This is a genomic window from Mesorhizobium sp. M0904, from assembly GCF_040319475.1.
In the GTDB taxonomy this organism is placed as follows: Bacteria; Pseudomonadota; Alphaproteobacteria; order Rhizobiales; family Rhizobiaceae; genus Mesorhizobium.
The window spans coordinates 43,553-58,135 of sequence record NZ_JAMYOC010000030.1; the positions used below are offsets into that span (position 1 = coordinate 43,553).

At 61.4% G+C, this 14,583-nt stretch carries 15 protein-coding genes and 1 pseudogene; 2 read left to right on the top strand and 14 right to left on the bottom strand.

Annotated elements, in window-relative coordinates; translation table 11 throughout:
* Nucleotides 1–184 precede the first annotated feature (184 nt).
* Entirely contained in the window at nt 185–1,321 is a 1,137-nt protein-coding gene (locus tag NKH80_RS26420; protein ID WP_352994565.1) for a vWA domain-containing protein, read from the top strand.
* Entirely contained in the window at nt 1,321–2,208 is an 888-nt protein-coding gene (locus tag NKH80_RS26425) for an amidohydrolase family protein (RefSeq protein WP_352994625.1), read from the top strand. Before NKH80_RS26420 ends, NKH80_RS26425 begins: the two co-directional genes overlap by 1 nt.
* Nucleotides 2,209–2,254: 46 nt before the next feature.
* Here NKH80_RS26425 and NKH80_RS26430 read toward each other — a convergent pair whose 3' ends face one another.
* The 14 genes and pseudogenes from NKH80_RS26430 to NKH80_RS26495 form a co-directional block, all read right to left on the bottom strand.
* Complete coding sequence (locus NKH80_RS26430; RefSeq protein WP_352994567.1) at nt 2,255–3,202, bottom strand: TIR domain-containing protein; 948 nt, start codon at nt 3,200–3,202, stop codon at nt 2,255–2,257.
* Nucleotides 3,199–3,624 (bottom strand): hypothetical protein, encoded by a 426-nt coding sequence (locus tag NKH80_RS26435; protein ID WP_352994569.1) that lies wholly within the window; start codon nt 3,622–3,624, stop codon nt 3,199–3,201. Before NKH80_RS26435 ends, NKH80_RS26430 begins: the two co-directional genes overlap by 4 nt.
* 75 nt (nt 3,625–3,699) lie before the next feature.
* On the bottom strand, nt 3,700–4,455 hold the full coding sequence (locus tag NKH80_RS26440) for a DUF2971 domain-containing protein (protein ID WP_352994572.1): 756 nt from the start codon (nt 4,453–4,455) through the stop codon (nt 3,700–3,702).
* 118 nt (nt 4,456–4,573) lie between these two features.
* Nucleotides 4,574–4,717: pseudogene (locus NKH80_RS26445) on the bottom strand (carboxymuconolactone decarboxylase family protein); the annotation flags it as partial.
* 308 nt (nt 4,718–5,025) lie between these two features.
* Nucleotides 5,026–5,826: a 3-methyl-2-oxobutanoate hydroxymethyltransferase gene (locus tag NKH80_RS26450; RefSeq protein WP_352994575.1), complete on the bottom strand. Its 801-nt coding sequence runs from the start codon at nt 5,824–5,826 to the stop codon at nt 5,026–5,028.
* An 18-nt stretch (nt 5,827–5,844) separates the two neighbouring features.
* Nucleotides 5,845–6,177, bottom strand: coding sequence for a MocE family 2Fe-2S type ferredoxin (locus NKH80_RS26455; RefSeq protein ID WP_352994578.1), 333 nt, complete (start codon nt 6,175–6,177; stop codon nt 5,845–5,847).
* A gap of 44 nt (nt 6,178–6,221) precedes the next feature.
* Nucleotides 6,222–7,310, bottom strand: a complete 1,089-nt coding sequence (locus NKH80_RS26460) for a fatty acid desaturase family protein (RefSeq protein ID WP_352994580.1) — start codon at nt 7,308–7,310, stop codon at nt 6,222–6,224.
* A 91-nt stretch (nt 7,311–7,401) separates the two neighbouring features.
* Complete coding sequence (locus tag NKH80_RS26465) at nt 7,402–8,583, bottom strand: aldose 1-epimerase family protein (protein WP_352994583.1); 1,182 nt, start codon at nt 8,581–8,583, stop codon at nt 7,402–7,404.
* Nucleotides 8,584–8,617: 34 nt separating this feature from the next.
* Complete coding sequence (locus NKH80_RS26470; protein WP_352474248.1) at nt 8,618–9,400, bottom strand: ATP-binding cassette domain-containing protein; 783 nt, start codon at nt 9,398–9,400, stop codon at nt 8,618–8,620.
* A complete protein-coding gene (locus NKH80_RS26475) occupies nt 9,397–10,401 on the bottom strand; it encodes an ABC transporter permease (protein ID WP_352994585.1) in 1,005 nt (334 codons plus the stop codon). The genes NKH80_RS26470 and NKH80_RS26475 overlap by 4 nt, the downstream gene beginning before the upstream one ends.
* Before the next feature lie 61 nt (nt 10,402–10,462).
* Nucleotides 10,463–11,404 carry a sugar ABC transporter substrate-binding protein gene (locus NKH80_RS26480; RefSeq protein ID WP_352994588.1) on the bottom strand — a complete coding sequence of 314 codons (942 nt, stop codon included), beginning with the start codon at nt 11,402–11,404 and terminating at the stop codon, nt 10,463–10,465.
* 37 nt (nt 11,405–11,441) lie between these two features.
* Nucleotides 11,442–12,356: a sugar phosphate isomerase/epimerase family protein gene (locus NKH80_RS26485; RefSeq protein ID WP_352475473.1), complete on the bottom strand. Its 915-nt coding sequence runs from the start codon at nt 12,354–12,356 to the stop codon at nt 11,442–11,444.
* A gap of 26 nt (nt 12,357–12,382) precedes the next feature.
* Complete coding sequence (locus tag NKH80_RS26490) at nt 12,383–13,471, bottom strand: Gfo/Idh/MocA family protein (RefSeq protein ID WP_352994629.1); 1,089 nt, start codon at nt 13,469–13,471, stop codon at nt 12,383–12,385.
* 50 nt (nt 13,472–13,521) lie between these two features.
* Nucleotides 13,522–14,583, bottom strand: coding sequence for an ABC transporter ATP-binding protein (locus NKH80_RS26495; RefSeq protein ID WP_352994591.1), 1,062 nt, complete (start codon nt 14,581–14,583; stop codon nt 13,522–13,524).

Here is a 14,583-nt window from a genome sequence, read left to right on the forward strand (position 1 = left end):
CGCGACGCGGGCGGGACAGCGCCCCCCTCTGTCCTGCCGGACATCTCCCCCTCAAGGGGGGAGATTGGCAGCTTGGGCGCTCCGATCAATTCTGCAACGTTGAAGATTGGCGAAAGCCGGCGAGATGTCTGATCTCCCCCCATGAGGGGGAGATGTCCGGCAGGACAGAGGGGGGCGCGAAGGAATGATGCGTCCGGAAAGCTTGCCCCGTGCGACCACGCCGTTCCTCGGCTTCGCCCGGTTGCTTCGCAGCCACGCCTTCGCCATCGCCCCCGAGCAGGTCTCCGGTTTCATGCAGGCGGTTACGTTGCTCGGCCCGCGCTCGATGAACGACATCCGCGAAGCAGCCCTCGCCACGCTGGCGCCGCCGCCCGACCGCCGCGACGAATTCGAGGCGCATTTCCGGAGCCATTTCTATGGGGATGCCGCGGCGCTGGTCGAAGGCGACGCCGACGAGGAAGCCCGCATCAAGGACGATGGCAAAACCAGCAAACAAGAAATCGAGGTGGTCCGCCAGGAGCAAGGCGGCGAACTGGCTTCGGCCAGCGAACAGTTGAACGTCCGCGAGTTCCAGCGCGATCGCGACGGGCTTGCCGCCTTCCGCCGCAAGCTCGCCACCGCTTTGCCCGCCCGCCGGTCCTTCCGCACCGTACGCACGCATGCGCGCGGCAAGCTCGACCTGCGCCGCTCGCTGCGCGAAATCGTCAGTGCCGACGGCGATATCCCCTCGCCGCTGCTGCGCCGGCGGCAGACAGTGCCGCGCAAGCTTCTCATCCTGATCGACGTGTCGGGCTCGATGAAGCACTACACATCGGACTATCTCAAGCTGGCACACGCGGCGGTGCAAGGCGCCGACCGGGCGGAGGTATTCACTTTCGGCACACGGCTGACCCGCATCACCTCGGCGCTGCGTATTCGCGACCGCGACCAGGCGCTGGCCCGCGCCGCTGCCCAGGTCGACGACTGGGACGGCGGCACCCGCATGGGTCCAACGCTGCTAGCCTTCCTCTCGGTGCCGCGCTTCTCCGCCTTTGCACGCGGAGCGGCAATCGTCATCCTGTCGGATGCGCTCGAGCGCGGCGATCATGCCGAGCTGGAAATGGCGATGCGCCGGCTGCTTGCCCGCGCCTTCCGACTCTCCCTGGCGACGCCGTTGGCCGGCGATCCGCGTTTCCAGCCGGCAACGGCAGCACTTCGCGCCATCCTGCCGATGCTCGACGACCTGGTCGACGGCTCGTCCATCGCGGGCCTCACCGATTTCATCCTGTCGCTCGCCCGCCCCGCCCCCGTGGCCGCGGCAATCTGGAAGAGGGTTTCGTGATGCAGAAGGCGATCGACGCGCATTTCCACATCTGGCGCCAAAAGGACCAGCCGTGGCTGGTCGGGCCGATGGTGCCGCGCATCTTTGGCCCCTACGAGCCGATCCGCCGCGACTATCCGATCGAGGAATTCCTTGCCGACCAGCAAGGCTCGGGCGTCGAGAAGGCGGTCTATGTCCAGACCAACTGGGCCAAGGAGGATTTCGAGAACGAGGTCGCCTTCCTGCAGAAGACCGCGGAAGAAACCGGCTGGCCGCACGCCATCGTCGGCTATGCCGACATGACCGTGGACGACGTGCGTTCCCAGATCGACCGGCTGATCAAATACCCGCTGCTGCGCGGCGTGCGCATGCAGCTGCACTGGCACGAAACGCCGGCCTTCCGCTTCGCCGCCTCGGCCGATCAGGTCATCGACCCGAAGGTGCGGGCCAATGTCGCGCGGCTCAAGGATTACGGCCTGTCCTTCGACCTGCAGCTTTTCCCCGCCCAGATGAAGGATGGGCTGACGCTCGTCGGCGAGAACCCCGAGACCAATTTCATTCTCACGCACGCCGGCATGCTGACCGGCATGGAGCCCGAAACCACCGAGGCCTGGAAGGCAGGGCTGCGCACGCTGTCAGCGGCGCCCAACCTCTATGCAAAGCTGTCCGGCCTCGGCACCTTCGTCCACCGTAACGATCCGGCGCTCATCGGCTATATCGTCGACAATGCCATCGACATCCTCGGCAGCGATCATCTGACGTTCGGCTCGAACTTCCCGATCGAGAAACTGTGGACCAGCCACGCCGAGCTGATCAGGGCGCACAGAGATGCGGTGGGCAAGCACGGCGCGGCGGCCGCGGCGGATATTTTCTGGAAAACGGCGGAGAAGGTTTATCGGCCAGCGTAAGGCTGAATGCAGTCGAGCTCCCAGATCGGGCGCGATTGCGGGTCGACTATGCGCGTCCTGCGGCTTTGGCCGCGAGATCAGCCCACCCGCCCAGGTTCTTCCAACCGTTTTGTTGCTTGAAGTCGTATGTCATCGCTCCGTGATTGAGCGGAGACAGATGGCCGGGCGCTGGAGTGGCAAGGTACTTCGGGAATGATGGCACAGGCCCGAGATAGTCTTCATAGCGATGCCAAAGACCGTCGGTAGCCAATTCGAAAAGTCGATATGTCCCGTCCTCGATCTTCCCAACGCCCATGTATTCGAGAGGGTCTGGACCTCTAGCGTGAGGGACTCGATCCTCAATGTGGGTCAAACTATTGATGCTGGCGGCCATGAGGCCTTTCTGCTCGATGACACTCCTTGCGATCTCATAGCGAACCCAGCGTCGGCCCCATGTCTCAGAACCAAACAGAACGCAAACGACCGAACTGTACCGCATCTCTCGCTGGATCATGCCTTTAAGCGATTCAGGATTAATGAGCCGCGCCTTTTCCCATACGCTCTTGTCCACGAAGCAACTGGCTTCTTTGATTTCCTTCTGGAATTGCATCGCATTGCGAACGTTGTTCACTCGATGGATGTCCGCGTAGTGGAATGAGAAGAAAATCCCACGCCTCCTCGGCTCGGCGCTCAGAAGATGTTGCGGAATCGTCGGCGAGCTCAATCCCCTAAAGCCGAGACCGATAGGGCCTATCGGCCTTTCATCTGCCGCTGGAGATAGCAAACCGAACAAGCTATTGAGCGGATTTTCGCGGCGAGGTGCCAAACCTCTAAGAAATTCACCAAGCGAGTTAGGTGCCGGTTGCGGAGATATTGATCCCAACAAGCTATTGAACGGGTTTTCACGCCGAGGGGTCGAACCTCCAATAAGATGACCAAGCGAGTTAGGTGCGGGATCGCTCCTTGTCAGAGCGTTGATGATAGCCTTGAGAAGGTCTCCGTTTTCGTCCGTCATGGATGACCTCCGTAGCGCCAAACAGCCACTAAGATAATTACGACCCCGATGTACGGCAACGCGACCGTCCACGAAAACGCCAGACGGAAAGGGCCCGCAACCCGATGTCGGAATTCCCGCCAGTCCATGGAAAATGGAGAGACTTCCTCGTCCAACCGGACCGCATCGTATAGGCGTCTGTAGGCCCGCTCTACATGCAGCTGTTTGGCCGTCAGTCCCCAAAAGATTAGAATCGGAAAAACCGCGATCAGTGGAAGGTAGGATGGCGTCGAGCCGGGTGACGTTGCGCCCTGTGTCTGGCCAAGCGCTATGATTGCTGCCGCGATCGTAATGGCCAGAGTTTTCAAAATCTGGCTGTCAGATGCCATCCGGCCAATGACACCTTGGATCATTCCAAGATGAGCGATTTTCTGTTCCAACATGCGAGTCCCCGATTATCCATGCTTAGCATATACCATGGGTCGAACATATGGGGAACAACCTCGATACGGCTCACTTCACCAATCCACTGATTTTTCGTCCGGAACTACAACATATCCGCCGTAAGCTGGCCGCGTTTTGTAAACTCTAACGTCGTCACTAAACCGCGAACGAACTAGCTCGCGGATTCTCGGCAAGCTGATTGGGCATAGCGGGCCTAAAATCACTTCTGAGAGATCTAGATCCGATTCAAAATCCTTGAAATGAAGCGAGCCTTCTTCATTCATTTTCTTCAGATTGAGTATCATTCGATGCTCGGCTTCATAAGCCCAGTGCTCAAACTTTGTTTTTATCAGTAATTCCTTCACCATATCGGAGAGACCATCGGGGGATGTCCCGTCTAAGGTGATGCCTCGTCGACGCTTACCTTCATAGATGACCTTCGTAACCACATTTCTCGGGACGTCAAATCCCAGACAAATTCCAGTATGTTTTCCAGCATAGTGACTCCAAAGCAGAGGGTTCGACCAATTCGCGCTAAAACAAAGCAATCCGTGTTTTAAATCGTAGTTCTTTTTGTAGCTCTCCGCCGCAGATCTTATTGAAGAGTCTTTACAGTCAGCTGCCAATAGCTCAAAAGGATCGTTGAGGGCCGAAAATCGAGCCACTTTCAAGCGCTTCAGACCAATATTGCTAAGTCCATATTCAGCCGAGGTGATATGATAGAGACGCAGTAATGCCGGCGACGGAGGGGGGACCACCGCACTACTCCCCATTTGGGTTCCGTATCCGGCTTGTTTCCACTCGGCGCGCAGCCATGGCTTCATTGCCATCAGTTACCCCTTCACAAGAACTCTTGCAAAAAAGTGACGTATACTCCGACTTCTGAGTCGACGCACGTTGATGCGCAGTGAAATTGACGAGGTGTGAACATCCATAAGGCAAGCCACCTCAGTTCACCTCGAACTGCGGATCGAGCGAGATCTGCATCGCGGTGACCATCTGGTTGGTCTGGCCGGCCAGCCCGATGATCGAGACCAGCTCGCCATGCTGCGCATCGGTCATGCCCTTGGCCCGCGCTGCCGCCAAAGGCGACGGCGACGATCAGCGCCACCCGCCGGGCTTGCCGCGCCGTCGCGGTTTCCGGCAAGGCTTTGTTTTCGGGAATGGCGGTCATGCGCAGAACTGTCCGAAGGGGAATTTTCACCCGCTCCATCGGCAACCGCACAATTGTCCGGCAAACCGATGACGCACCGGTTTCAACAGCATCTGGCCGGTGCCGTCCAGACAGGGACCAACAAACGTTCGTGTGGCATCGCAGCCGGCCATGCGATGACCTGGCGCTGGCGCCGAACCGGCCTTTTACGATCCGCGATGACGCTTTGTGCCGCTGCCGGGGCGTCTTATGCGGCTTCGATCTTCTCCAGGAACAGGCTGAGCTGGTCCGGGTCCATGTGCACGACGTGCCTGTCTTCGGGATACGCCAGGCTGTTCACATCGGCGACATATTCGGAAAAGGCGGCGATGCGTTCGGCCTGCAGGCGATCGTATTCGGCGGCGAAATTGCGATAGACCTTGGAATGGCGCGGCATGTGGCCACGGTTCTGGCCGAGGATGTCGTCGGCGAACAGATACTGCGCGTCACAGCCGGTGCCCGCTCCCATCGACAGCATGATCAGCGACGTCCGTTCCGAGATCGCCTTGGCCACTTCGACCGGCACCACTTCGATCTCGGCGCCGATCGCGCCGGCGGCCTCCAGTTGCTTCACCGCCTCGAACACCTGCATGGCGGTGTCGGCGGTCTTGCCGACAGCCTTGAAGCCGCCGGTCCAGGTGGCGCGTGACGGGATGAGGCCGACATGGCCGATCACCGGAATGGCATCGTCGGCCATTCGCTTGATGGTGGCATAGCCGGCGCTGCAATAGACGGCATCGGCGCTGGCCTTGTAGAGCCGGAACCCCCAGCGGACGAAATCATCGGCGGTGCCGATTTCGAAGAAATTCTCGCCCGGCATGGTGAACAGGCTGGGTGCCGCATCGCGGTATTGCGGATTGAGCACCAGCTCCGGCGGCACCGAGACGATATCGACGCCGGCGCGTTCGGCGGCCTCGGCCTCGTCCATCGTCAGCACGCGCAGCATCGTCAGCTGCCGCTTGCCCTTCATGGCACGCAGGTCTGCGACGGTCGGTCTTTTCCGGCTCATGGATTTTGGTTCCCTTTGCTACGTGACAGAAGGCCGGTCAGCGATCTGGATCATCACCTTGCCAGCTTCGACCTTGACTGGATAGGTCGCGAGATTGACGCAAACGGGAGCGCCCTTCGCCTGCCCGGTCTTGTAATTGAAGCGGCCATTGTGCTTGGGGCATTCGATGATGTCGTCCATCACAAGCCCTTCGGCCAGATGCGCCTTCTCATGCGTACAAAACCCATCGGTGGCGAAGAATTCATCGTCCGGCGAACGGTAGATCGCGAAGGTGCGGCCGCCATGGTCGAAGCGGATGACATCTTCCTCTTCGACATCGTCCACGGCGCACGCTTCGACCCAATCGGCCATCTCTATCTCTCCTGAAATTTCTGCGTTGCGCTTGTGCGCAGTACCTACTCAGCCGCTGCCGACATGTTCACTTCGTGGAATTCGCCACGATAGGGCCGTGCGGTTGGCGGCAGTTCGCGCTTGAGGAAATAATCCTCGTATTTGAGCTGCCTGAGCAGGACAGGCCAGACCTCGCGATAGGCATGCCATATCGACGGGTTCGGCTCCGGCAGATCGTGCTTGATCAATTCATGCAGCCTGGGCAGCGCGTGATAGGGCACCATCGGAAACATGTGGTGCTCGACGTGGTAGTTCATGTTCCAGTAGATGAACCGGCTGATCGGGTTCATGTACACGGTACGGGTGTTGAGCCGGTGATCGACGACGTTGTCGGCCAGACCGATGTGCTGCAGCAGGCCGGTCATCACCATGTGCCAGGTGCCGTAGAGGCGCGGCACGCCGATGAGCACCACCGGCACCCACGACTGCATGAAAAGGGCGAGTGCTATTGTGGCGATGTAGATGGCAATATGCCAGCGCGCCGCGATGACGGCCTTGTGCTGTTCCATCTCGGGAACGTAGCTTTTCTCGTCGAGCGTCAGCTTGCCGAACGCCTGGCGTACCAGTGCCGGAAGCGAATAGCGAAAATCGAGGATGCCGGTGAAAGCCAGCGCCGCACGCAAAAGGTCCGGCGGGCGCATCACGGCGATCTCGGCGTCGCGGCCGACGATGATGGTATCGGTGTGGTGACGGGCATGGCTCCAGCGCCAGGTCACCGGGTTGCGCATCAGCATGAAGCTGGCGATCTGGTAGACGACATCGTTCATCCAGCGCGTGCGGAAGGCAGTGCCATGGCCGCATTCGTGCCAGCGCGAGTCGCTGGACGAGCCATAGAGCACGCCGTAGACGAAGAAGAACGGCACGCACCACCAGGTACCCCAGAAATAGATGGCGCCGGCGGCCGAGCCGAGGATGGCGACGATCCAGATGATCGTGTCGCGGATCGCCGGGCCGTCTGAGCGCTGCATCAACTCCTTGATCGCCTTGCGGGGGACATCCGTGTGGTACCACTCCGCCGAGGCCAGTCCCGTCTCGATCGCCCTGCGCGTGCTTTCGCCGACCAGGCTGTAATCGCGCTTTACCGTGCCAGCCATTGTGACCTCCAATTCCCGATCGGCCGCGAACCCTCCCCGCTCCGGCCGGAACCAGCCTCCCAACTGGTGTCCCGTATCCTGTTCGCCATTATCACGACCTGCCTCCAAGAACAGGAAAACGGCCCGACGGCTGGGGATAATCCTGCTGCGGCTGCCTGGCGATTGCAGCGATCCGGCTTTCGGCGGCGGCGATCTCGCCGGCGCCGTCGAGGACCCGGAACACCGCATCGTAGGAGCGGCTCTCGCCATGCTCCAGCCAGATCATCTCGCCGCGTTCGCGCGCCGCCAGATTGCCCAGCACATGATGCGTCGACGGCTCGATGCCCAGCGCGTACTGCCCGGCCTGGAAATTCTGCCATTCATAGGCGCAAGGCAACTGGTCCTTGCGCGTGACCACCTCGAAGCCAAGGCCGAGCCTGTCGTTGACCACCGCCACCGGGACTTCGCCGGTGCTGTCGGCGCCGAGTTCATGCTGCCAGACCTGTTCCTTGAATCCCGGTTGCGGCGCCGGCACCGTGCGGTAGCCGACCTTCTGCGCTTCATAGCGCTCGCCGGCATGCCCGGCCCAGACGACGTCGCGGATCGGCGCCAGGTAGCGCGATCCCTCGTCGAGCACCGGATGACTGACATTGATGTGGTAGAAATACATATGCGGCGTACGGTTGAAACCGTGATTGACGACACGGTCCGAAAGCCGGATCTCGTTGCCGCCGACATCGGCCTCGATCCGCCGCAGCAGGTGCAGATCCTCGCCGAATACAGTCGATTGCTGGACGATGCCTTCGGCCCACAACACGCAGCGGTCGCCGTCCCAGGTCTCGCCATAGCCGGTCAGCCGCGCTGGAATGGTGCTGACACGGCCGTGCAGCGAATGGCGTACCGTCTTCTTCGGCGGGTAGTTGTAGGTGTCGGCGGGTACCTCGTTCATGAACAATATATGGTCGAGGCCGCAGGTCAGCAGAAGGCCGGAAAACGACCGCGCCCACGCCAATCCCTCCTCGCCTTCATATTCGTGCAGGCCGGGATGGCGAAAACCGCTCGGCGAGTGCCAGCCGATCGCCTGGCCCCTGAAGTCGCAATCGGCGATATCGAGCGCCCGGTCGACCAGCGCGGTGAAGCGCAGGCCGGAGCCGGTGCGGAATTCGAGCATGCGGATGCCGCGCTCGACGCCGTCGCCAAGCGTCATCAGCCGCACGCCGGCGAACTGCGACAGCATGCCCGAGCGTTCCGAGACCTGCCGGCGCGACAGCGTCTTGCCGTAAAGCTCTACCATGTGACGGCCAGTTCTTTCACTTTGCTCCCGTCCTTCACTTCGCTCTCGTCTCCTTGAGCAGGGCCGACATGTCGGCACCGGTGATGATGCTTTCCACGGTCAGCAGATCGGTATCGGCGACCGTCTGCTCGGCGACGATCTCGCCGCGGCGCATGACGATGATGCGATCGGCGACCTGGAAGACGTGATGGATGTTGTGGGTGATCAAAAGCACCGAGTGACCGGCGTCACGCACTTCCTTGACGAAGCGCAGCACGCCGTGCGTTTCCTCGACGCCGAGATTGTTGGTCGGCTCGTCGAGGATGATGACCTTGGCGGCAAATTGCATGGCACGCGAAATGGCGATCGATTGGCGCTCGCCGCCCGACAATGTGCTGACCAGTGCATCGGCGTCGAGTTTCTTCGAGATGCCGACGCGCTTCAAAAGCGCCGAGGCGGCATCGCGCAATTTGGCAAGGTCGAGCGGCGCGAACACGCCCAGCCATTTGAGATTGACCGGCTCGCGGCCGAGGAAAAGATTGCGCGCGATGCTGAGGTCGGGCGCCAGCGAGGTGTCCTGGTGGATGGTCTCGATGCCGAGATCCATCGCGTCGCGCGTCGAGCGGATGGAGACCTTCTGGCCGCGCACATAGATCTCGCCGCGATCGACCGGAAACACGCCCGAGATCGCCTTGATCAGCGTCGATTTGCCGGCGCCGTTGTCACCGAGCAAGGCCACCACTTCGCCCTCGTTGAGCGCGAAGGACGCGTTCTTCAGGGCGCGGACGCTGCCGAAGGATTTTTGCAAATTCTGCAGCCGAAGCACTTCCATGATCAGCTCCTGGCGGCGTTCTTCTGCAGCAAAGCGTGCAGGATGAGCATGGCAAGGATGATGACGCCGACGAAGATGTTGTAGGCGAGCCCAGGCACGCCGATCAGCACGATGCCGTTGCGGATGCTGCGCAGCATCAGCGCGCCGACGATGGTGCCTAAAATGGTGCCGCGTCCACCGGTCAGCGCGGTGCCGCCAACCACCACCATGGCGATCACTTCGAGCTCGTAGCCGGTGCCGGCCACCGGCGAGGCGGCAGAGATGCGGAAGGCGCTGATCATGCCGGCGAGACCGGCCAGCACCGAGGTGAGGATGAACAGCCAGATCTTGACCGCATCGGCCGGCACGCCGCGCGCTACGGCGGCGTTACGGTTCGAGCCGATAGCGCTGATCCAGTTGCCGAGCTTGGCGTAGTGCAGCACATAGATCGCCAGTAGCGACAGGCCGATGAACCACCACAGCGAGGTATAGAAACGGAACGTTCCGATATTGAAGCTGCCGGCCAGCAGCGTCACGAAGAAGCCTGGCTGGTCCCAGGATTTCAGCGGAAATCCTTGGGTGATGTAAAGCGCTGCCCCACGCACGACGAGCAACATCGACAGTGTCACCAGGAAGGAGGAGATGCCGATCTTGGTGACGATCAGGCCGTTGATCGCACCGATCGCTATGCAGAGCAGCAGGCCGGCCAACAGCGCGACGCCAATATCAAACCCGCCGTTCTGCACCAGCAGCATGACCACGACCGGCGCTAGCCCGAACACGGCACCGACCGAAAGGTCGAACTCGCCCGCCGTCAGAAGCAGCGTCATGCCGAGCGCGATGATGCCGAGCTCGGGCAGGAACGCCATCATGTTGGAGATGTTGAGCGGCGACAGGAAATTGGCGTCGGCGATCCCGAACACCGCCAGCAGGACAATCAGGATGACGAGCGAAGAGAACTGCGGCGAGCGCATCAGGCTCGACCTGCGTTTGGCACGCGGCATTTCCTCTTCTGCGGCAATTGTCATGACTGTTTCGACCATATTTCAAGGTGACGCCCGCCGCCTGCGCGGCGAGCGTCAATTTCAATCACTTGTTGTAGAGTTTCAGGATCGGTTCGACGCTCGACGCGTCGTAGAGGCTGAACGTGTGGATGTCGTAGCCGATCGGTTCGCCAGCAGCGGCCAGCCCGAGCAGCGCCACCGGCATGAACCCTTGCGCCGAGGGAAACTGCCAGGCAGCCGCGTTGATGAACCCAGACTTGACTGACTCGGCCGTTTCCTTCGAATTGCCCCAGCCGACGACCGGGACCTTGCCGGCCGGCACGCCGGCACCGTCGAACACCCGCTTGACGCTGGCCGCAACGGAATCGCCGAGCGCGATGATCGCCGGCGGGTTGTTGGCCACCATGTAGTCGGTCATCTTGGCGATGATGCCGGCCGGATCGGTGCCGCAATCGACCACGTCATATTTGATGCCGAGCGGATCGAAGACGCTGGCAATGCCTTCGGTCTCGAGCTGCTGGTAGCTGGCGCCCGGCACTTCGACCGGCAGGAACACTTTGTCGCCTTGCTTCACCATCTTGTGGTCGACCAGATACTTCGCCCAGATGACACCGGCTTCCTTGAGATCGGCGCCGACGTAGGCTTGCCGGCCGGTCGCCGGATCGTCGGTGTTGAAGAACACGATAGGGATACCGGAGGCCTTCGCCGCCTTGACCTCTTCGGTCCACAGGCCGGGCTGCGCTGAGGTGGTGGCGATGCCGTCCGGCTTGGCTGCCAGTGCCGAGTTGAAGGCTTCCTTCTGCGCCGCCATGTCGCCGCCGCTGAACGAGATCTTGCAGGTCACCTTGAGCTGGTCGCACGCCTTGGTGGCACCGGCATTCCAGTCGATCCAGAAGGCGTCCGACGGGCCGCCATGCGACAACAGGTAGAACGTCTTCTGGGCATCCTGTGCCAGCGCCGGCGTAGCCAGCGCCACACTGGCAAGAAAGGTCGCCGCAGCAGCGATTTTCAACGCGAATTTCAACATTTCTCTTCCTCCCTTGTTTCGTAGCCGAACCGCGCCATCACAGTCCGTTGGCGCGGAATTTCCCGTCGAGGAATTTCTTGGCGCGCGGCACGTCGTCTTCCGAAAGATGCTCGATGATGACCGGGATGTTCGGGTGCTTTTCGGCCAGCCGCTTGAGATAAAGGTCGTAGTTCAGCGAACCGAGGCCGGGCGCCGGCAGCTCGATCTCGCCGACGCCGCGGAAAGTGTGGCTCTCCAGCGCGTCCTCGTCGCCAATGTCTGCGTGCTTCTCCGACTTGTCGCCGCCGGAACGCTTGACGTCCTTGGCGTGGGCGATCTTGATCTTGTCGGTCAGCGTGTCGAACACCTGGTTCAGGATCTGATCCATCCGGTCGATGTTGTGGGTTTCGAAATAGTTGGTCGGGTCCATCAACAGGCCGAGGCCTGGGTGGTCGACCTGCGCGAACATCCTCACCGTCTCCTCGACCGAGCCGACGACATTGTTGACATAGGTTTCGAGCAGGAAGACCGCGCCGTGGTCATAGGCGGTCTGGGCAAGGTCGGCGATGACCTTGCGGCATTCCTCGAACCCTTCCTCGGTCTTGTTCTTCGGGTGATGCACCCAGTCGGATTCGGTGTTGTAGGTACCCGTTTCCGAGATCACGTAAGGGGTGCCGAAATGGCGCGCGTTGCGGATGATCTCCTTCAAATAGCCGACGCGCCGCTCGCGCTCGCCCAGGTCCGGATGGATGATGTTGGTGTAACCCGATACGCAGCAGATCGGCAGATTGTGGTCGCGAAACGTATCGCGGACGGTCTTGGCTTTGTCCCTGGTGATCTGTCCGGCCGACAGGTCGATGTCCCTAAAATGCAGGTCGAGCTGCACGGTGTTGAAATCGAGCGCACGGATCTTCTGCGCGGTTTCCTTGAGGCCATACGGAAAATAACCCGTGAAAATACCTGCCTGCATCATGGTGTGAAGTCCTCCCTGTAAGTGGCTCAGTCAGTTGATATTTCGGAAAGTTTGACCGTCCGGCCCTTGTCGATGGAGCGGTAGCCGGCTTCGACCAGCGCCATGGTCTTGACGTTGTCGGCGACGGACAGCGCCGGCGGCTCGCCAGTCTTGACCGCGTGCTGGAGCTGCTCCATGACGCCGATAAAAGCATGCGGGAACCACTTCGTGTCCCAGCTGGGTGTCACCCATTCCCCACCGGTGGTCTCGGTCGAGGCATAGGTCAGCGTCGAGGCAGCGCCAGTCGGCCAGCCGATGGTGCCCTTGGCGACGCCCTTGGTGCCGTCGACGCGCCAGTTGATGTGCTGGTCGTCCTTGTAGCCCTCCTGGCGCGGCCCGGACCAGACATCCTCCAGCGATACGGCAAGCACACCGGATGGGAACTTGATCGTCGACACTGTGATGCCGTCCGAATGGTCGAAGCGGGTGCGCGGGTCCTTGCGGGTCAGGGTGGTGATCTCTAGGGGATCGCCGAACAGGAAGCGTAGTACGTCGAGATGGTGGACGCTCATATTGGCGAGCGTCAATCGGTCATAGTCCTCGAGGAAGCTCTGCCAGTGCGGGATCGCATGCATGTCGATCTGGGCGAAGACGATGTCGCCGAGCGCGCCGCTGTCGATCACCTGCTTCAAGACGCGCATCGACTGGTCGTAGCGCATGTTCTGGTTGACCGAGAGAATCTTGCCTGCCTTGGCCGCCTCGTCGCGCAGTTTGACGGCCTCTTCAAGGGACAGCGCCAATGGCTTCTGCGCCAGGATCGCCTTGATATGTGCCTGCTTCAGCGCATGGCGGATCAGCGCCGGCTGCTGGTCGGGCGGAAAGGCAAGGTCGATGATCTCGACGTTTTTGTCCTCGATGAGCTGTTCCGGCGTGTCGTGGACGGCCGGGATATCCCAGCGTTTGGCGACCTTCTCGGCGCTGGCCTTGGTCCGCGAGGCAATCGCCACCACGGGGAAACCGGCTTCCTTGTAGGCGGCAAGGTGACATTCGGCCATGATCATGCCGGCGCCGACGCAGCCGATCTTGTATTCCCTGGTGCGGACTTTAACGTCCGGCTCGAAGCCGTTGCCGACCATTTCTTGGCTTGCCATATGTTCCTCCCGAAGCTCGTTTCTTACAGCCGCCGTCACCTTGCCAGCGCTCCCCCGCTTTGCCCGAAATAATGCACCCTGCCCGGCTCGCAGGATATCGCCACCATCGCGTCCGGCCTGATGTCCGGCTGGCCGCGCAACAGCGCCCGCAGACGCGCCTGCCCGGCGGCGAGCGTCACTACGGTGTAGCCGCCGAGCGGCTCGACCTCGAACACTCGCGCCGGGCGGCCCGCGCCCCCCTCCGACCAGGCCTTGACCTTGATGTCTTCCGGCCTGAGTCCGATTTCGACGGCATCGGCCGGCGCCGTCTTGTCCGCGATGCGGATCGTGCCTTCCGCCGCCTCGACGCCTTCAGCGCCGTGCACCGACTTCAATATGTTCATCATCGGCGAGCCAAGCAGCCGCGCCACATAGGTGCTGGCCGGCCGGTCATAGATCTCGGCAGGCGCGCCGATCTGCCTGATCTTGCCGCTCTCCAGTATGGCCATGCGGTCGGCGACCGACATCGCCTCTTCCTGGTCGTGCGTGACATAGATCAGCGTCTTGCCGAGCTCGCGCTGGATGCGCTTCAGCTCGACGCGCGTCTCCTCGCGCAGCCTGGCGTCGAGCGCCGAGATTGGATCATCCATCAGATACGCGACGGGATCACGCACCAGCGCACGGGCGATCGCGACACGCTGCCGCTCGCCGCCTGAAAGCTGCGCCGGCGGCTTGTGCAGGATATGGCCGATATGCAGCTTAGCCGCGACGTCGGCGACGCGTTTTTCGATCTCGGCTTCGGCGACCCGGCGTTCGACCAGCGGAAAGCGGATGTTGTCGCGCGCGCTCATATGCGGAAACAGCGCCAGGTTCTGGAACACCATGGCGACATTGCGCTCCGCCGGCGACACCGTGTTGACCGGCTTGCCGCCAATCAGGACCTCGCCCATGTCGGGCGTTTCCAGGCCGAGTACCAGGCGTAGTATCGTCGACTTGCCAGACAGCGGCGGCCCGAAGAAGCAGAAGAACTCGTTGTCGTTCACCGCAAACGACGCATCGTCGACGGCCAGCGTGTTGCCGTAGCGCTTTGTGACATTGCGAAAGACGATATCGGCCAT